The sequence below is a fragment of the Pseudomonas sp. Snoq117.2 genome, from assembly GCF_900110545.1.
In the GTDB taxonomy this organism is placed as follows: Bacteria; Pseudomonadota; Gammaproteobacteria; order Pseudomonadales; family Pseudomonadaceae; genus Chryseomonas; species Chryseomonas benzopyrenica.
In genome coordinates this window covers 178141-196034 of sequence record NZ_FOED01000007.1, presented here as the reverse complement: position 1 = coordinate 196034, position 17894 = coordinate 178141, and the positions used below count along the sequence as shown (strand labels likewise).

Here is a 17894-nt window from a genome sequence, read left to right as displayed (position 1 = left end):
TGGCGCTGTTCTGCTTGTGGCACCTGTTCGGACGGGTCGCAGCTACAAAAACTCCTACTCCAGAACCACCCATGTTCGTCTACGGGAATGCAAAGGCGCGCTTCACCCTTATCGAATATGCGGACCTGGAGTGCCCCTACTGCAAGGACGCTTTCCCCCAGCTGAAGCAGCTAGTTGAGCGGCAGGATTCGCTCAACTGGCAGTGGCATCACCTGCCTCTGGCCATGCACGGCGAGGCCGCTGTGCACGAGGCACGCTTGGTCACATGCGCGGGCTGGCTGGGCGGCAACGCCATGTTCTGGCAAGCCGTTGAGGCCGTCTACCGGCACAGCCGCGGTAATGGCGGTGGCCTTGCGGTGCCGATTGATCATCTGGGCTTGCAGTCCGCCTTATCGTCGCAGCACCTGCAGGACTGTATCCAGGACAACGCCACGGTACGCCGAGTGGTCGCGGAGCAGACTGCTGCTGCTGCGAAGAAGCGCATCGATGCCACGCCGACCTTTGAGCTGAGGGATAACAGTTCAGGCCGGGTCATCCGCCTACCGTCGCTGCTCGATGACGCCGGCATGCTGTCCGCCATGGACTGGCTGGCAAGCCAGGAGGGAGCGGATGCGCAGCAGCGCCAATGACATCCCGCTATGGCTGGCCAGCCTCTCCGATAAAACCCTGCAGCGGCTCAACAGCCGCCTCACCTATCTGCTGCGAATGATCGATGTTGAAAGACAACGTCGAGAGGCCCAGCGCCGCAATTCTCTTTCAGCAGGCATTCCCGATGAGTCATCCCGCTAAATCATCCACCTCGTCGGCAGTAGGCGCCTCGACTGTGAAAGCCCGGATCGTCTTCGAATCCAGAGACGCACTTCCTCCGATCAAGCTGGCACAGGTGACTCATCTGTACCAAGTCCAGTGGCTGTTCCGCGTGGGCGTCTATGAACATCAGGAAGCTTACGATAGCGAGCGGGAAGCGATGCAGTCCGCGGAACGTCTGCTGTTCACACTTTTCAGTGACATCGCCGATGCCCAGCAGCAGGCAGCCCTTCGCCGTGGTGATACTGCCCTGGCCTTTCGATTCGCTGAACGCCGTGGGTACTGGCAGGGCCGACAGGACGAAAAGCAGCTGCATCAGGCTGCCGTGGGTAGTGCCTTGGCAGCGCTGAGATACCTGACCTGAGTCGGGCTACTCGCGTCTGCTGGGAAGCTTTTTTAACCTCCAGCGACCTGGATATGGTTTCCCGCTGACCCAGCCCGCGTGATCGCGTTTCCTGTACCAGCCAATCCTTTGCCTGGTACTGCGCATGCACTCTCTACCCTCCCGCTCCCCTGCTGGGCGGCCGCTCCGCTGGCTCATCTGCGCCCTTGCCGCCTGCAACTCCTCCTTCGCCGCAGCGGACGTGCTTGCAGTCTCCGACGCCACTCATCCCCTCACCAACAGCGTCGGCGCCCGGGTGGTGCTTTTGGATGCCCCGGAGCGCCTTGAGCAAAAGCTATCTGAAGGCCTGCCGGCAGATCCGCGACAGTCTGTAGCCATCATGCAGCAGCGGATGCGCTCGGCGTCGGCGCAGCAGCTGGGCCGAGATCTCCCCAAGGCGCACCAGGACGTTGCCGATGCCTGGAGCCTGGGAGTGACCAAGCTGCCGGCCGTGGTAGTGGATCGCCGGTATGTGGTTTACGGGCAGCCTGACGTGGCAGCCGCCGTGGCCAGCATTGAGCGCTACCGGAGTACCGGACGATGAGCCGGCCTCTGCAACGTCTGCGGCGCCTTGCGCTGGCCATCCCTATGGCGACCAGCCTGCAGGCTACAGCGGCTGTCACGACCGCAACGATCGTGTCGTCCTCGCTCTCGCCTGAGTGCCTCGAATACAAGGTGGTTGGCATCTGCTACTGGCTGTTCTGTACCCCCTACGGCTGCAAGGTGAAGACCTCGGCCAAGGTACGGCACTTCGTGCCCGATGCCGTGGTGTCCAGCTACGCCAATACCGGCGAAAACCCCTGGACGGAGATGGCCTCTTTCAGCCCCGTCAGCAGCGTTGCCGCCGGCGGCAATGACCCGGGCGACAGCGCGACCCAGGCCAACACCACCATCAGCGCTCGCTTCAAGAACACCGATGTCATCGGCCACCCGGGCGGCTACGCCTTCAGCCAGTTCGCCAGCGCCTCGGGCTACACATGCAAGGGCGCCGGCACAGCCTACATGCCCTACCTGCTGAGCAATTACGACTACCTGGCCTGGCGGTACGGCATCCCCGAGATGGTCTATCCCGAAGCCCTCATCCCCGGCAAACGAGAAGTGGGCGGCACCCAGTCCGGCGACCTCTGGGGCAACGTCTATCCGCGCAGTGGCTTTCTGCATCAGCCCGATGACTACAAGGCTGCGGCGGTCATGGCCCAGCGCGCCGGCGATGTGGTCACGCGCTCCGGCCAGATCCACGTCTACCAGTCGTTGCTGGCCCAGCCGGAAGACGGCTACTGGCCCGCTGGCGAGCTTCTCGAGGGCGATGCCACCACAGGCAAGTGGCAGGAGCTCGCGCCCACGCTGAGCCAGAGCTGCGCTGCCTTCCCCAACCCGGGCCCACACATCCAGGACGCCGTGGGTGCCTATGCCTGGGCGCTGTGGCGCCCCTACAGCTGCTGCAAGCGTGAAGGCCAGGTCTTCCTGGGCAGCATCGACTTTCAATGATCAGGGAGCCGTCGGTCATGAATACCTCTCGCCTCACCTTGCTGGCCGGCACCTGCCTGGCCGGCCTTCTTCTCGGCAGCGCGGTCCAGGCGGTCGAGCCCTACCGTGTGCAGTCCCAAGGCAGCGTCATCGGTGACGACGTGCTCTACAGCATCGGCGGTGGCAATGCCGTGTCGATGGGCAGCGTTGGCAACATGGACAGCATCCAGATTGGCGGCGGCTGGAACACCAACCTGATCTGCGGAAACATGAGCCTGACCAACACCCTGCAGAACCAGCTAAACGGCGCCACCCAGGGCTTCCAGACCATCATGAGCTCGGTGCTGCAGAATGCCACCGGCGCCGTAGCTTCCCTACCCGGCTTGATCCTGCAGCGCGCCAACCCGGGCCTGTACAACCTCATCACCAATGGCATTGGCCAGGCGCGCCTGGACTTCGATCGTTCGAAAGGCACCTGCCGCGCGATCGCCGACAAGATGCTCGACGTCGCCGGCAGCCAGGTCGGCTGGAACAAGCTCGCCGAAGGCGAGGCGATGAAATCGGCCGCCGCCGGCACCACCGATGCCGTCGCCGCCATCAACCAGGTCGAGCAGAAGGGCGGCAACGAGGGCGTGACATGGGTCGGCGGGGGCAAGGCCGGTGGCAGTGGCCAGCAGCCCATCAAGGTGGTCGGCGACGTCACCAAGGCCGGCTACAACCTGCTCAGTGGCCGCTCACCCACCGCTACCGGCTCGATCCCGGCCAGCAGCTGCAACGGCGGCCTCGTCTGCAGTACCTGGTCGTCGCCGCAGGAGGCCGCGACCTTCGCCACCCGGGTGCTGGGCGAGCAACAACAGCAGACTTGCGACAACTGCCAGAAGACCGTGACCCAGGCCGGAGTCGGGCTTACCCCGCTGATTCAGGAAACCTACGACACCAAGCTCAAGGCGGTAAACGCGCTGATCGCCGGCACTCAGCCGATGACGCCCGAGAACCTGGCCGCTGCCGGCAGCAACTCCATCCCGATCACCCGCGGCATCATCGAATCGCTGCGTACAGAGCAGGAACAGGACGTTCTGGCCAAGCGGCTAGTGTCCGAGGTGGCCCTCGCTGATGTCATCGAGAAAGCCATGTCCTTGACACGCACCTTGGCCGCTGGCCGTCAGGAGCCCAATGTCGCCGCCAACCAAGTCGCCCAGACGCAGGTCGACCAGAACGCTGCCAACCTGCAGGCCGAGATCCAGAACCTCAAGACCGAGCTGGACATGCGCCGAGAGCTGGCTGGCAACTCGCCGACCACCATCCTGCAGCGCGCCTCGATCCGCAAGGACGCCTCCAAGGGCATCTTCCAGGGCGATCCGCTGCCGAACCGGCTGGATCGCACTGAAAACCCAGCAAGGAAGGGCGAATGACCATGACGACCTCTTCCTGGACCCAACGCGTTCGGACCGGCCTCCGGATCGGCCGGCGTAGCCTTCGGATTACCTGGTCACTGCTGTGGCCCTTCCTACTCGCGGTCTGTCTGGCCCTGGCCTTCGTCCTGGTCGCGGCTTGGGGCTTCGGCGACCTGCAGAGCTATCGGCAGTGGCAGGCCGATCATCACACCCACTTTCTGGTGTGGCGGATCTGCCTGTATGCCGGCCTGGTGATTTTCTGGTGGCCATGCCGGAAGCGCCTCATCGCTGCGAACGAGGATCGCGGACGCCTCTATCGCTGCGAAGTGATGACCGTATTGGTCATCGGTCTCTTCGAATTGCGCAATGCCGGCCTGCTGTAGGAGATCGCCATGCAGCTCTATACCAATGACTACCTCGAGTATTACCTGACCCTGGTGGGCTGGATCATCAACAGCGGCATCTGGGAGATGATCGGCGGGACCGGGCTTTTCGCCGCGCCGTTCGCTGCCATCATCATCCAGGAGTGGTTGCGCGCCCGTGGCGAGGGCCAGGACGAGGGCAACAAGGGGATTCTAAGCCTGGCCAGGATCGAGAATCGGTTCTATACGGCCATCTTCGTCATCATGCTCGGGCTGATGCCGTCCACCGCGGCGACGATCAGCTTCTCGACCATCCAGTACGACCAAACTCGCTCCAAGCAATGCCAGGTCGACGTACCCAAGCCTGATGGAACGGGTTGGGCGACGTCCTTCAGCACTCTCAACGGCAAGAGCGCCCAGGTACCGGTGTGGTGGATGGTGGTCCACGCCCTTTCCAAGGGTGCGGCCGCCGCCGCGGTGGCCAGCATTCCCTGCGGTCAGGATCTGCAGCAGCTGCGCATGGAGGTCAATGCCGAGCGGATCGACAACCCCCTCCTCGCTCAGGAGGTCGCAGATTTCACCAACGACTGCTACGCCCGGGCTCGCGCCAAGCTGTTCATGACTCAGCCCTCCCTGACGGACAAGCAGTATCTGGACGTGAGTTGGATCGGCTCCAAGTACTTTCTCAGCACCAGCGGCTACTACAGCGACGGCAGCTCGGGCTTCCGCTCGCATACCCCGCGCACGGCATGGCCCTACGATGCGACCCGGGACGCAGGCCTGGCACAGACCACCGGCGGAGGTGGCTATCCCACCTGCACCCAGTGGTGGTCGGATGGCTCAATCGGTCTAAAAGCACGACTGCTGGCACAGGTTGAGCCGGACACCCTCACCAAGCTGGCCAAATGGGCAAGCTTCATGTCACAGGACGAGGTGAATGACTCAGTGATTCGGGACCTGGTATCACCGAAGAAGCAGACGCTGACGCAGGGGCAAGTCTACGGGGACTACGGCGGCCAGATCGGCAGCTCGCTGTACAACGACGCCGCCAGGGTCACGGCTGGCCTGGGACAGGCAGTGGGCTCGCTCGCTTACTTCCCGGCCATGGACAGCGTCCGGCAGGCCGCGCCGATGGTGATGGCCTTCCTGAAGATGGCGTTCATCATCTGCATCCCACTCGTATTGGTACTGGGGACCTATGACCTCAAGGTGGCCATGACGCTGACATTTGCCCAGTTCGCGCTGATCTTCGTGGATTTCTGGCTGCAACTGGCGAGGTGGGTCGACAGTACGATCATGGATGCGCTGTACGGCACCGGCATCTACAAGGTCAATAACACCGCACCGCACGCGAACTTCGACCCTATCATCGGCCTGAGCAACATGCAGGGAGACATGCTGCTGAATTACGTCATGGGGGCGATGTTCTTGATCCTGCCAGCCTTCTGGATCACGGCTATGAGCTGGTCAGGAGCGAAGGTAGGTTCGGTTCTAGACGCGTTGAACAACGGGACAAAGGACGCCGCCGGAGCATCCAGAAAGGGAGCGGATGTAGCTCAAAGTATCGCTAAGAAATGACGCAGATAGATTGAGGGCACAGCCCTCAATCTATACGAACACCATCTTTGTAATGATGGCCATTAGAATAGTGGTCGTATTCGAAGGATTGCACACAGTCAGAGGGCTTGAAGGAAGACCTGGACAGGGTAGATGCCAGCAGTGCTGTAGCAATCAAACCGGTAGTGAGTAGGAGACCGACGAAAGAAAAGAAAGCAAGCGCAGCACCTATTGAGATGCGTACGAGCCACATGCCCACCACACAAAGATGCGAAGGCAAACCTAGCCCATGTACCGCCCGCCAAACTGCAGATTCGACACTTCCAAGGCGAACTAGAAACCTTCCGGCTAGAGCACCTAGTCGTGCAGCTGTGGAATTGCTGGAAGCCATTCGGTTCACCCAATGATGCTGTAGAGGGATTGCGTTATGACATCACTTATACGCCCCAGCTCACTAGCCCGCAACAGCTTTATCGTGCTTGGACCCATCAGGATTTGAGCTGTCCATCACATGAGCCAAGGGGTTAGAGGCAAAAATGGGCTAGAGCAAAAGAGGGAACGGAAGGGGGCCCTAAGGGTAAAAGCCCTACCAGAAAGGGCTCCGCCGTTGGCTGCGAGAGCAAAGGGTGCCCAGGCCTCAAACCATAGTAGCCATCCGCCTTCCCAACCTTCCGAGCCGTGATAGCGGTTTACCATTGTTCGCTTACCGCTGCTGATCGACAACGCAGGCCCAAGAACCGCCAAGGGCATGCCATGTTCGATCTCTTTTTCAGGAAGAAAGCCCCACCCGCCGTGCCTCTAGGCGCCAGCAAACACGGCTTCACACGACCGTCTGCAGGCCAGGACCTACTAGCCCTCCCCCGCCGGCAGAAGCTCATCGAGAACATCTGGCAGCGGACGTCGCTGTCCCGCGAGCAGTTCGCCTCACTCTATCGGGACCCTCTCGGGCGCTACGCTGACCTGGTCCAGCAGCTTCCCGCTTCGGAAAACCACCACCATGCCTATCCCGGGGGCCTGCTCGACCACGGGCTGGAGATCGTCGCCTACGCACTGAAGATCCGGCAGAACTACCTCCTTCCCATCGGCGCACCGCCTGAGTCACAAGCAGCCCAGGCCGAAGCGTGGTCAGCAGCAGTAGCCTACGGCGCCCTCCTCCACGACTTGGGCAAGATTGCTGTCGACATCGAGGTCGTCCTCGAGGACGGCGAGCCATGGCACCCCTGGCACGGTCGCATTGAGAAGCCCTACCGCTTCCGATACGTCAAAGGTCGCGATTACCAGCTTCATGGCGCTGCCTCAGCACTCGTCTATTTCCAGGTGCTGCCGTCCCACGTACTGGACTGGCTCAGTGGCTACCGCGAGCTATGGTCATCGCTGATCTTCGTGTTGGCCGGGCAATACCAGCACGCTGGCGTACTGGGCGAGATGATCGTCCAGGCCGACCAGGCGAGTGTCGCCCAAGAACTCGGCGCCAACCCGCAACGTGCGATGGAGGCGCCCAAGAACACGATCCAACGTCAGCTGGCCGATGGGCTACGCACTCTGGTCATTGAGAAGTTCAAGCTGAACCAGCCAGAAGGGCCCTCGGACGGGTGGCTGACCCAGGATGCGCTATGGCTCGTCAGCAAGCCTGCGTCAGACCAGCTGCGGGCGCTGATGCTTTCCCAAGGTGTAGAAGGTATCCCAACGTCGAACGCCCCATTCTTCAACCTGATCCAGGACCAGGCCATCATCCAGGTCAACGCTCAGGACAAGGCAATCTGGAAGGCGAAGGTCGACAATGGCAAGGGGTGGAGTCAGACGTTTACCTTCTTGAAGATTTCCCCTGCACTGATCTGGCCAGATCCTGCAGATCGACCAGCTCCATTTACTGGAACTCTCACACTCGAGCAGACAGACGGTGGAGAGCCAGAGCAGCAGCGGGTTGATATAGCGAGCGATATCACTTCGCCATCAATCGCGATAACACATACTGTGACAGATGTCACATCTTTCCAAACGACAGTCCATTCCGAAACACTGCGGCCGCCCGCATTCCAGACCGGTTTGGACTCCATGGAAGACACCCTCGCACTGGCAGATGACCTCTTCGGCCATACGCCCTCTGCTGTTCCACTCACTCCGCCCCAACCGACCATCGACCTCGCTCTCGATGACCAAGAAGCCCACCCAGTCGAGGATATTTCTGCGGCTGCAGTCGCGGTACCAGGTGGAGCGGAGCTAGGTCAGGCATTCATAGACTGGGCTCGTCACGGAGTCTTATCCCACAAGCTGGTGATCAACGATGCCAAGGCGATGATCCACACCGTGGATGGCACCGCGTTCTTGGTGAGTCCGGGGCTCTTCAAACGCTATGTCCTAGAACACCCTCATCTGCAGAAGGAGGCAAAGGAGCGCGATATCGATCCATGGCAACTGGTACAGCGTGCATTTGAGAAGCTCAAAATCAATCGCAAGACGCCGGACAACCTCAACATCTGGACTTGCGAGGTTATCGGCCCGCGAAAATCCAAGTCACTCAAGGGCTATCTGCTGCAGGATCCCACTTCAATCTTCGCTCAGCCGCCATTCGACAATCCCAGCATCAAACTGCAGGGCACGGAGGCAGAGCAATGAACTTGCCGCTGTTTGAGCTCACAGAGAAATTCATCGCTCTGAGCGATTTCCGCCCCGCCACCGAGAAAATCTACCGTGCGGCGGCGCGCGCATTCATACGCCGCTTCGAGGATCTATCGCTCGAACAGGTTGATCGGGAGAAAATTATCGAGTGGCGGAAGCAGTTGCTGGATGACGGCTTGAGCAAGCGGAGCTGGAATACCTATAGCAGCCACCTCAAGACCATCGCCGAGTTCGGCCTCAATGAAGGGCTCGTCGACCTGCAGCGTAACCCCTTCAAGAAGACAAGCGTGGTCCCACCGAAACGTAGGAAGAAGACGGTCGCCCGCAGCGCCATCGAGCGCGCTCGTGACCTTCTCCTCCTGCTGGAGCAGGACGAGCTCAAGGAGCAGAAACGGGCCAAGATCACGCCTGCGTGGTTCTGGCTGATCGTGTTCGAGACCTTCCATCTCACTGGGATACGGTTGAACGCACTAATCTCGATACGCCTGCAGGACATAGACCTAGAGGAGAACCTGATCGTAATTCGCGGAGAACTGGAAAAGACACACCGCGAGTTCGCCGTGCCGATTCCGACAGCCCTCTACCCACACCTGACCCGGCTACTGGATACAGCAGTGTCATGCGGATTTGAGCCTGCCGATCAGCTGTTCAACGTCAACCGCTTCTCAAGCCACTACCGCCGCGACGTGATGAACGACAATCAGGTCGAGGCCATGTACACGAAGCTGATTCGTATGACGGGTGTGAGGATGACTCCCCATCGATTCAGACATACCTTGGCAAGCGACCTGATGCGTCAGCCTGACCGGAACATCCATGTCACCAAGCAGCTGCTGAACCACTCGAATTTGGCGACCACGATGGAATACATCGAGCCAGACTATGAAGTGATGCGCGATGCCATGAACGATAGGATCGAGGCGGCCAAGCCGAAGCATCGGCAACGTGCTCGTGTGGATTACGGCGCTCCGGCGCCAGCTATCACTAAAGCACCATCGCACCATTCAACGCCTACCCTGACTGGCACGAGAGAGCCTGCCGCGGAATCGGTTCAGGCTTCTCCGCGCGCGCTACCAGCGCCAAACGCTGGCAGAGAGCAACGCTCAGCTGTTCGTCTGCCTGAGCGATCTGAAACGTTGATTGGTCCAGACTTGGAAGAAATGGCCCACCAGGTAAGGCAGCTGAGCCAGCTCCTATCGTCCAGTGGGTTGGATCAGCTGCTACTGAGATCTGGGCATTCGATGACGACGGAAACCCGGCTCCAGGCCAGCCCTGCCAGAATTTCCCCCGTAAGCAGATTCGAAGTCCGCTCAAAATCAGGGTGATCGCCCCCACCGCTTCGACTCCCAAAAGTCGCCGTTCATCCGAAATTGAGAACTAGCTCTCAAGGAACACTTTCGCGCCTTCGATAGATAACAGCCGTAATAACATGCCTTCCAGGCTCCTAGCCCAGTGCCAGAGCGTCATTGGCATGAGATATCGCGGTTTGACATCACTTCATTGCGAAGCTATGTTTCGCGACAGACGGCTGCTTGTATTAGCTGCGAGAAATGCCAAAACCCTCCGCAAGGAGGGTTCTGGGTGAAGATGGTGGGTCGTGCAGGATTCGAACCTGCGACCAATTGGTTAAAAGCCAACTGCTCTACCAACTGAGCTAACGACCCAAATATGGTCGGGGTAGGGGGATTCGAACTCCCGACATCCTGCTCCCAAAGCAGGCGCGCTACCGGGCTGCGCTATACCCCGAGAATGGAAGTGGCTCCGCGACCTGGACTCGAACCAGGGACCCAATGATTAACAGTCATTTGCTCTACCGACTGAGCTATCGCGGAATTTCGATCTTCCAACCCCTCTTACGTCAGTGCCTTTCGAGCTTTGCCGTAAGTGAGGTGCGCCATTTTACGGAAGTAGAAACAGACGTCAACACCTAGCCTGCTGTTTTTTCACAAATTTATGCGGAAAGCCGGGCAACCCTGAGGTCACCCGGTCTTTTCCTAGGCGAAGACGATCTCGTCGCCCTCTACGCTGCCGTGGATCCGCGTGTTTGGCGCGAAGGCACTCGACAGGATGCGCTGCGCCAGGGGGTTCTCGATCCAGCGTTGGATGGCCCGCTTGAGCGGACGCGCACCATAGACCGGGTCGTAGCCCACGGCGACCAGCTTGTCTAAGGCCTCCGGCGTCAGCTCGAGTTGCAGATCGCGCTCGGCCAGGCGCTGCCGCAGGTGCTGCAGCTGGATCTCGGCGATACCCGCGATCTGTTCGCGACCCAGGGGCTCGAACACCACCACCTCGTCGATACGGTTGATGAACTCGGGGCGGAAATGACCGGCCACCGCATCCATCACCGCGGCGCGCTGGGCATCGGGATCGCCCACCAGCTCCTGGATCTGCGCCGAGCCCAGGTTCGAGGTCATGACGATCACCGCATTGCGGAAGTCCACGGTACGGCCCTGGCTATCGGTCAGGCGCCCATCGTCGAGCACCTGCAGGAGGATGTTGAAGACATCCGGATGGGCCTTTTCCACCTCGTCCAGCAGAACCACCGAGTAAGGCTTGCGCCGCACGGCCTCGGTCAGATAGCCGCCCTCCTCGTAGCCGACGTAGCCGGGCGGCGCACCGATCAGGCGAGCCACGGAGTGCTTCTCCATGAATTCGGACATGTCGATGCGCACCATGGCGTCCTCGGTGTCGAAGAGGAATTCCGCCAGCGACTTGCACAGCTCGGTCTTACCGACCCCGGTCGGGCCGAGGAAGAGGAAGGACCCGCTGGGCTTGTTGGGATCCGACAACCCGGCCCGCGAGCGGCGCACGGCATTGGCCACGGCGGTGACCGCCTCGTCCTGGCCGATCACCCGGTTGTGCAGGGCCTCTTCCATGCGCAAGAGCTTGTCGCGCTCGCCTTCGAGCATCTTGCTCACCGGAATGCCGGTCCACTTGGAAACCACCTCGGCGATCTCGTCTTCGGTGACCTTGTTGCGCAGGAGCTGGTTGGCCGGCTTCTCGTGCTGGTCCACCATCTGCAGACTGCGCTCCAGATCGGGAATGGTGCCGTACTGCAGCTCGGCCATGCGATTGAGGTCACCCTTGCGGCGAGCGGCCTCCAGCTCGGTGCGGGCCTGTTCGATGCGCTGCTGCAACTGGGCGGAATCCTGGACCTCGGCCTTCTCGGCCTTCCAGATTTCCTCCAGATCGGCGTACTCCTGTTCGAGGCGGGTGATGTCCTCGTCGAGCTTTTCCAGCCGCTTGCGCGCCGCCTCGTCTTCTTCCTTCTTCAGCGCCTGGCGTTCTACCTTGAGCTGGATCAGCCGGCGATCCAGGCGATCCAGAGCCTCGGGCTTGGAGTCGATCTCCATGCGGATGCGGCTGGCCGCCTCGTCGATCAGGTCGATGGCCTTGTCCGGCAACTGGCGGTCGGTGATGTAGCGATGGGACAGCTTGGCCGCGGCGATGATGGCGCCGTCGGTGATGGCTACCTTGTGGTGCACCTCGTAGCGCTCCTTGAGGCCACGCAGGATGGCGATGGTGTCCTCTTCGCTCGGCTCGTCCACCAGCACCTTCTGGAAGCGCCGCTCTAGGGCCGCGTCCTTTTCGATGAACTGGCGGTACTCGTCGAGAGTGGTGGCGCCCACACAATGCAGCTCGCCGCGGGCCAGGGCTGGCTTGAGCATGTTGCCGGCATCCATGGCGCCTTCGGCCTTGCCGGCGCCGACCATGGTGTGCAGCTCATCAATGAACAGGATGATGCGCCCTTCCTGTTTGCTCAGTTCGTTGAGCACACCTTTAAGGCGCTCCTCGAATTCACCGCGGAACTTGGCGCCGGCGATCAGGGCGCCCATGTCCAGAGCGAGCAGGCGCTTGTCCTTGAGGCCGTCGGGCACCTCGCCGTTGATGATGCGCTGGGCCAGGCCTTCGGCGATGGCGGTCTTGCCGACGCCGGGTTCGCCGATCAGCACCGGGTTGTTCTTGGTCCGCCGTTGCAGGACCTGGATGGTGCGGCGGATCTCGTCGTCCCGGCCGATCACCGGGTCGAGCTTGCCGTCTTCGGCGCGCTTGGTGAGATCGACGGTGAACTTGTCCAGCGCCTTGCGGCTGTCTTCGGCATTGGGGTCATTGACCGCTTCGCCGCCGCGCAGATTGTTGATGGCGTTCTCCAGCGCCTTGCGCGAAACGCCCTGCCCCAGCAGCAATTTGCCGAGGCGGGTGTTCTCGTCCATGGCGGCGAGCAGGACCAGCTCGCTGGAGATGAACTGGTCACCCTTCTGCTGGGCCAGGCGATCGGCCTGGTTGAGCAGGCGCGCCAGGTCCTGGGACAGGTTCACGTCGCCGGTGGGATTCTGGATCTTGGGTAGCTTGTCCAGCTCTTCGCCGAGAGTCTTGCGCAGGCTGGCAAGGTCGAAGCCGACCTGGCGCAGCAGCGGGGAAATGGAGCCACCCTGCTGGTCGAGCAAGGCGGAAAACAGGTGCAGCGGCTCGATGGCCGGATGGTCGTGGCCGACGGCCAGGGATTGGGCATCCGCCAGGGCGAGCTGCAGTTTGCTGGTGAAACGGTCTATACGCATGGGCAAGGTCCTTATCTGAAACGCGGGATGGCGCAGCAGAAGGCGCTTTCGATTACCCGCGGGAATGACCTTTAGATAGGGGCGATGCGTAACGATTCAAGCCAGGAAGGCTTGACATCCCAAAAAAATGCCTAGGGCTTGATCCAGATCAGGCTGGCGAAGCGACCGGTGCGAGAGGCGCGCCGGTAGGAGAAAAAGCGCTGGTGATCGACAAAGGTATCGAAGCCACCCCCATAGACCGCCATGATGCCCTGGGCGGCGAGACGCAGACGGGCCAGAGCATAGAGATCGCCCAGGTACTTGTCCCCGCCCTTGGCCACGAAGCACTGCCCGGCGTCACCGTGCTGGGCAAGGAAAGCCTCACGCACCTCGACACCCACCTCGAAGCTGGCTGGGCCAATGGCCGGCCCCAGCCAGACCAGCACCTCGGCGGGCGGCACGGCCAGACTGGCGGCAGCCGCTTCCAGCACCCCACCGGCCAGACCGCGCCAGCCGGCGTGGGCCGCCGCGACGCGGGAACCGTCCCGCCGGCAGAACAGCGCCGGCAGGCAGTCGGCGGTCATCATGGTCACGGCGACACTAGGCGTAGCACTCCAGGCCGCATCGGCACGCAGCACCTGGGTCGGGTCGGCTTCGACCACCGCGGTGCCATGAACCTGTTCGAGCCAGGCCGGCTGGCACCCCAGGGCCTCGCCCAGCCGTCGACGGTTCTCGGCGACCGCCGCCGGGTCATCCCCGACATGGGTGCCCAGATTGAAGCTGTCAAAGGGCGCCTGGCTGACACCGCCCACGCGGGTGGTGACGCAGGCCTGGACGCCGATCGGCGCCGGCCAGTCCGGCCGCAGCCAGTCGGCGCCTGTCACTCGAAGGACTCCCGGTCCTGGCGCAACAGATCCAGCAGCCAGACCAGGTCTTCCGGCAGCGGCGACTCCCAGCGCAGCCGTTCACCGGTCACTGGATGGTCCAGTTCGAGGAAACGCGCGTGCAGCGCCTGGCGCGGAAATTCGCGCAGGGTCTTGATCAGGGTCGGATTGGTCGCTGGCGGAATCTTGAAGCGACCGCCATAGACCGGATCGCCGACCAGCGGGAAACCGACGTGGGTCATGTGCACGCGGATCTGGTGGGTACGGCCGGTCTCCAGCTTGACCCGGGTATGGGTATAGGCACGGAAGCGCTCTAGCACCCGGTAGTGACTGACGGCTGGCTTGCCGCCGGCGATCACCGCCATCTGCTGGCGACGCTGGGAATGACGGCCGATGGGCGCATTGACCGTGCCGCCGGCAACGATCACCCCGGCAACGACGGCTTCGTAGATGCGGCTCACCGAGCGTGCCTGCAACTGGGCGACCAGGTGGGTATGGGCCTCCAGGGTCTTGGCCACCACCATGAGCCCGGTGGTGTCCTTGTCCAGGCGATGGACGATGCCGGCGCGCGGCACGCTTTCCAGTCCCGGTACATGGTGCAGCAAGGCATTGAGCAGGGTGCCGTCGGCATGGCCGGCGGCCGGATGCACCACCAGCCCGGCCGGCTTGTCGAGCACCAGCAGGTGATCGTCTTCGTAGACGATGTCCAGCTCGATGTCCTGGGCCACCCACTCGCCCTGGGCCTCGCGCTCGGCACGCAGCGCCAGCTGGGCGCCGCCATGGACGGAGTCACGCGGACGCAGCACGGCGCCGTCGACGGTCAGGCTACCGTCCTTGATCCAGGCGGCGAGACGCGAGCGGGAATGTTCGGCGAACAGCTGGGCAGCGACCTGATCGAGGCGCTGGCCACCGAGTTCGTAGGGGACTTCGGCATTGAGAACGATGGATTCGGACATGGATCTGCGCGGGCAATGGCGGGGCTTTTGGAATCGGCCCGACCCTGTGGTTAAATACGGCGACTTTTTTGCCCCGGCATTCCGGGTCGATCATCATAACAGGACGGTTCCGGCCCCGTCACAGGCTAGGTGAGCGCTCTCCGCACTCATCCCTGCACCGCCGACCGTTTCGGGGAATCCAAGCCGCCATGCAATTGAAGCACCTGCTGCTGGTCACCAGCCTAGTCCTCACCGCCGCCTGCTCCTCGAAAGCGCCCGAGGTTCCGGAAAATCTGCCGGAAGGCGAGCTCTATACCCAGGCTCAGCGCGATATCTCCAGCAGCAGCTACACGGACGCCATCAGCAAGCTGAAGGCCCTGGAGTCGCGGTATCCTTTCGGCCGCTATGCCGAACAGGCCCAGCTGGAGCTGATCTACGCCAACTACAAGAATGGCGAGCCCGAGGCGGCGCGTACGGCAGCGGATCGCTTCATCCGCCTGCATCCGCAGCACCCCAATGTCGACTACGCCTACTACATGAAGGGCGTGTCCTCCTTCGAACAGGACCGCGGCCTGCTGGCGCGCTTCCTGCCGCTGGACATGACCAAGCGTGACCCGGGCGCGGCGCGCGATTCCTTCAACGACTTCGCCCAGTTCACCAGCCGCTTCCCCAACAGCCGCTACGCCCCGGACGCCAAGGCGCGCATGGTCTACCTGCGCAACCTACTGGCGGCCTACGACGTCCACGTCGGCCACTACTACCTGACCCGCAAGGCCTATGTGGCCGCCGCCAACCGCGGTCGCTACGTGGTCGAGAACTTCCAGGGCACCCCGTCCGTAGGTGACGGCCTGGCAATCATGACCGAGGCCTACAAGCACCTGGGTCTGAACGACCTGGCGGCCACCAGCCTGGAAACCCTCAAGCTCAACTACCCGGACAACGTCAGCCTCAAGGATGGCGAATTCCAGCTGCGCGAGCCGGACGACAAGGATCAGCAGCGTTCCTGGCTGACCCGCGCGACCCTGGGCCTGATCGATCGCCCGAGCGATCCGCTGCCGCCCGGCGAGACCCGCGCCAGCCAGGACATCCAGCGCAAGTACCAGGAAGAGCGTGACAACCTGGCGCCCGAGCTGCGCATCGTCGACCCGGCCGAAGCCGAGAAGGCCGGCGGCGCGACCCCGGCTCCGGCCAAGCGCTCCTGGTTCAGCCGCCTGACCTTTGGTCTGTTCGACTGATCCGGCAGCAGATGTGCAAAGGGGAAGCCACTGGCTTCCCCTTTTTTATTGCGTCAGAACCGGCGGATTAGTCGCCGATCCGCCAGCCCGAGGTGATCGGGTAGCGCCGGTCGCGACCGAAACCGCGCTGGGTCACTCGTGCACCGACCGCCGCCTGGCGTCGCTTGTACTCGTTGAGATCCACCAGACGCAATACCTTGCGCACCGTTTCCTCGTCAAAGCCGGCGGCGACGATGTCCGCGGCCGAGAGATCCTGCTCGACGTACAGTCGCAGGATCTCGTCGAGCACCGGATAGGGCGGCAGCGAGTCCTCGTCCTTCTGGTCCGGCGACAGCTCCGCCGACGGCGGCCGGTCGATCACCCGCTGGGGAATCACCTCACCGTGGCGATTGCGGTACGCGCAGAGGCGGAACACCAGGGTCTTGGGCACGTCCTTGAGTACATCGAAGCCACCGGCCATGTCGCCATAGAGGGTGGCGTAACCCACCGCCATCTCGCTCTTGTTGCCGGTGGTGAGCACCAGATAGCCCTTCTTGTTGGAAATGGCCATCAGCAGGGTGCCACGGCAGCGCGCCTGTAGATTCTCCTCGGTGGTGTCGCGCCCAAGTCCGGCGAATTCGCCGGCCAGGGTTTGCTGGAAGGCCTCGACCATGGCCGCGATGGGCAAGACGCTGTAGCGTACCCCCAGCTTCCGCGCCTCGGCTTCGGCATCGTCCAGGCTGATCTGCGCGGTGTAGTGGTAGGGCATCATCACCGCCTCCACCTGTTCCGCGCCCAGGGCATCCGCCGCGACTGCCAGGACCAGCGCCGAATCGATACCACCGGACAGGCCCAGGACCACGCCCTTGAAGCCGTTCTTGCGCACGTAGTCGCGTACCCCCAGCACCAGGGCGTCATAGACGCTGGCTTCCAACGAAGCCACGGGGGTGAGTTCGGCCGGCTGCGGGGTCAGGTCCCGGTCGAAGCTGACCGGATAGAGGCCCTCGACGAAGGCCGGCGCGCGCTGGCTGACCTGCCCCAGGGCATCCACCACGAAGGAGTGGCCGTCGAACACCAGTTCGTCCTGGCCACCCACCTGGTTGACGTAGACCACTGGCATGCCGCCCTCCCGGGCACGCTCGCCTACCACGGCCTCACGTTCCGGCTGCTTGCCACCATGGAAGGGGGAAGCGTTCAGATTGAGCATCAGCCGCGCCCCGGCGGCACGGGCCTTGGCCATGGGCTCGGCGAACCAGATGTCTTCGCAGATGGTGACGCCGATGGGCACGCCCTGGTAGTCGAACACGGCGGCACTGTCGCCCGGCTCGAAGTAGCGTTTTTCGTCGAACACCTGATAGTTGGGCAGTTGCTGCTTGCGATAGCAGGCCAGCTCGGCGCCATCGCGATAGACCGCACAGGCGTTGTAACGCCGCCCCTCTTCCAACCAGGGAAAGCCCACCAGCACATGGATGCCGGCGATCTCCTGGCGGATCCGCTGCAAGCCCTGCTTGATGCGGCGCTGCATGCTCGAACGCAGCAGCAGGTCCTCCGGCGGATAACCGCACAGCGACAACTCCGGGAAGACGATGAGATCCCCCTGCAACCGGTCCCGGGCCTCATGGGCCGCGGTGATGATCCGTTCCACATTGCCATGGATGTCGCCGACCTTGAGGTTCACTTGCGCCATCACGACCTTCAGCAGCTGACTCATGCACTCTTCCTTGCCCGATTCATC

The 17894-nt window shown here is 62.4% G+C and carries 16 protein-coding genes and 3 tRNA genes; 11 read left to right on the top strand and 8 right to left on the bottom strand.

The window, feature by feature from the left end; translation table 11 throughout:
• Positions 1-71 precede the first annotated feature (71 nt).
• From BMZ43_RS18355 to BMZ43_RS18320, 8 genes are all read left to right on the top strand, one after another.
• Positions 72-629: a DsbA family protein gene (locus BMZ43_RS18355; protein WP_177344826.1), complete on the top strand. Its 558-nt coding sequence runs from the start codon at positions 72-74 to the stop codon at positions 627-629.
• The gene (locus BMZ43_RS18350) at positions 610-789 is read left to right on the top strand and encodes a hypothetical protein (RefSeq protein ID WP_093255516.1); all 180 of its coding nucleotides are present in this window, start codon (positions 610-612) and stop codon (positions 787-789) included. Before BMZ43_RS18355 ends, BMZ43_RS18350 begins: the two co-directional genes overlap by 20 nt.
• Entirely contained in the window at positions 773-1171 is a 399-nt protein-coding gene (locus BMZ43_RS18345; RefSeq protein WP_143075281.1) for a hypothetical protein, read from the top strand. Before BMZ43_RS18350 ends, BMZ43_RS18345 begins: the two co-directional genes overlap by 17 nt.
• A gap of 220 nt (positions 1172-1391) precedes the next feature.
• A complete protein-coding gene (locus BMZ43_RS18340) occupies positions 1392-1733 on the top strand; it encodes a TIGR03757 family integrating conjugative element protein (protein WP_093255692.1) in 342 nt (113 codons plus the stop codon).
• 44 nt (positions 1734-1777) lie between these two features.
• On the top strand, positions 1778-2677 hold the full coding sequence (locus tag BMZ43_RS18335) for a TIGR03756 family integrating conjugative element protein (RefSeq protein ID WP_256563030.1): 900 nt from the start codon (positions 1778-1780) through the stop codon (positions 2675-2677).
• A 17-nt stretch (positions 2678-2694) separates the two neighbouring features.
• Positions 2695-4068, top strand: a complete 1374-nt coding sequence (locus BMZ43_RS18330) for an integrating conjugative element protein (RefSeq protein WP_093255509.1) — start codon at positions 2695-2697, stop codon at positions 4066-4068.
• A 2-nt stretch (positions 4069-4070) separates the two neighbouring features.
• On the top strand, positions 4071-4433 hold the full coding sequence (locus BMZ43_RS18325; RefSeq protein ID WP_143075280.1) for a hypothetical protein: 363 nt from the start codon (positions 4071-4073) through the stop codon (positions 4431-4433).
• Positions 4434-4442: 9 nt separating this feature from the next.
• A complete protein-coding gene (locus BMZ43_RS18320) occupies positions 4443-5990 on the top strand; it encodes a conjugal transfer protein TraG N-terminal domain-containing protein (protein WP_093255505.1) in 1548 nt (515 codons plus the stop codon).
• A 25-nt stretch (positions 5991-6015) separates the two neighbouring features.
• On the opposite strand, the gene BMZ43_RS27470 is transcribed toward BMZ43_RS18320, so the two are convergent.
• Positions 6016-6360, bottom strand: coding sequence for a DUF3742 family protein (locus BMZ43_RS27470; protein WP_143075279.1), 345 nt, complete (start codon positions 6358-6360; stop codon positions 6016-6018).
• Between the two features lie 362 nt (positions 6361-6722).
• Here BMZ43_RS27470 and mobH point away from each other — a divergent pair, with 362 nt between their 5' ends.
• Positions 6723-8585, top strand: coding sequence for a MobH family relaxase (gene mobH / locus BMZ43_RS18315; RefSeq protein ID WP_093255503.1), 1863 nt, complete (start codon positions 6723-6725; stop codon positions 8583-8585).
• On the top strand, positions 8582-9913 hold the full coding sequence (gene xerC, locus BMZ43_RS18310; protein WP_093255500.1) for a site-specific integrase: 1332 nt from the start codon (positions 8582-8584) through the stop codon (positions 9911-9913). Before mobH ends, xerC begins: the two co-directional genes overlap by 4 nt.
• A gap of 263 nt (positions 9914-10176) precedes the next feature.
• Here the strand turns inward: xerC and BMZ43_RS18305 are convergent.
• The 6 genes from BMZ43_RS18305 to rluD form a co-directional block, all read right to left on the bottom strand.
• A tRNA-Lys gene (locus tag BMZ43_RS18305) sits at positions 10177-10252 on the bottom strand.
• Positions 10253-10257: 5 nt separating this feature from the next.
• A tRNA-Pro gene (locus BMZ43_RS18300) sits at positions 10258-10334 on the bottom strand.
• 10 nt (positions 10335-10344) lie between these two features.
• A tRNA-Asn gene (locus BMZ43_RS18295) sits at positions 10345-10420 on the bottom strand.
• Positions 10421-10582: 162 nt separating this feature from the next.
• Positions 10583-13147 carry an ATP-dependent chaperone ClpB gene (gene clpB / locus BMZ43_RS18290; protein WP_093255497.1) on the bottom strand — a complete coding sequence of 855 codons (2565 nt, stop codon included), beginning with the start codon at positions 13145-13147 and terminating at the stop codon, positions 10583-10585.
• A gap of 131 nt (positions 13148-13278) precedes the next feature.
• Positions 13279-14010: a peptidoglycan editing factor PgeF gene (gene pgeF / locus BMZ43_RS18285; RefSeq protein WP_093255494.1), complete on the bottom strand. Its 732-nt coding sequence runs from the start codon at positions 14008-14010 to the stop codon at positions 13279-13281.
• Positions 14007-14966 (bottom strand): 23S rRNA pseudouridine(1911/1915/1917) synthase RluD, encoded by a 960-nt coding sequence (rluD, locus tag BMZ43_RS18280; protein ID WP_017640836.1) that lies wholly within the window; start codon positions 14964-14966, stop codon positions 14007-14009. Before rluD ends, pgeF begins: the two co-directional genes overlap by 4 nt.
• Positions 14967-15154: 188 nt before the next feature.
• On the opposite strand from rluD, the gene BMZ43_RS18275 reads away from it, so the two are divergent.
• On the top strand, positions 15155-16180 hold the full coding sequence (locus BMZ43_RS18275; RefSeq protein ID WP_093255491.1) for an outer membrane protein assembly factor BamD: 1026 nt from the start codon (positions 15155-15157) through the stop codon (positions 16178-16180).
• A gap of 67 nt (positions 16181-16247) precedes the next feature.
• Here the strand turns inward: BMZ43_RS18275 and BMZ43_RS18270 are convergent, their stop codons facing one another.
• On the bottom strand, positions 16248-17870 hold the full coding sequence (locus BMZ43_RS18270) for an NAD+ synthase (protein ID WP_064307841.1): 1623 nt from the start codon (positions 17868-17870) through the stop codon (positions 16248-16250).
• Positions 17871-17894: the final 24 nt, after the last annotated feature.

Coding starts and splice junctions, on each gene's coding strand:
- BMZ43_RS18355 (WP_177344826.1), top strand. CDS start 72: ATGTTCGTCTACGGGAATGCAAAGGCGCGCTTCACCCTTATCGAATAT.
- BMZ43_RS18320 (WP_093255505.1), top strand. CDS start 4,443: ATGCAGCTCTATACCAATGACTACCTCGAGTATTACCTGACCCTGGTG.
- BMZ43_RS27470 (WP_143075279.1), bottom strand. CDS start 6,360: ATGGCTTCCAGCAATTCCACAGCTGCACGACTAGGTGCTCTAGCCGGA.
- BMZ43_RS18345 (WP_143075281.1), top strand. CDS start 773: ATGAGTCATCCCGCTAAATCATCCACCTCGTCGGCAGTAGGCGCCTCG.
- BMZ43_RS18330 (WP_093255509.1), top strand. CDS start 2,695: ATGAATACCTCTCGCCTCACCTTGCTGGCCGGCACCTGCCTGGCCGGC.
- BMZ43_RS18350 (WP_093255516.1), top strand. CDS start 610: ATGCGCAGCAGCGCCAATGACATCCCGCTATGGCTGGCCAGCCTCTCC.
- clpB (WP_093255497.1), bottom strand. CDS start 13,147: ATGCGTATAGACCGTTTCACCAGCAAACTGCAGCTCGCCCTGGCGGAT.
- xerC (WP_093255500.1), top strand. CDS start 8,582: ATGAACTTGCCGCTGTTTGAGCTCACAGAGAAATTCATCGCTCTGAGC.
- BMZ43_RS18275 (WP_093255491.1), top strand. CDS start 15,155: ATGCAATTGAAGCACCTGCTGCTGGTCACCAGCCTAGTCCTCACCGCC.
- BMZ43_RS18335 (WP_256563030.1), top strand. CDS start 1,778: ATGGCGACCAGCCTGCAGGCTACAGCGGCTGTCACGACCGCAACGATC.
- mobH (WP_093255503.1), top strand. CDS start 6,723: ATGTTCGATCTCTTTTTCAGGAAGAAAGCCCCACCCGCCGTGCCTCTA.
- rluD (WP_017640836.1), bottom strand. CDS start 14,966: ATGTCCGAATCCATCGTTCTCAATGCCGAAGTCCCCTACGAACTCGGT.
- BMZ43_RS18325 (WP_143075280.1), top strand. CDS start 4,071: ATGACGACCTCTTCCTGGACCCAACGCGTTCGGACCGGCCTCCGGATC.
- BMZ43_RS18270 (WP_064307841.1), bottom strand. CDS start 17,870: ATGAGTCAGCTGCTGAAGGTCGTGATGGCGCAAGTGAACCTCAAGGTC.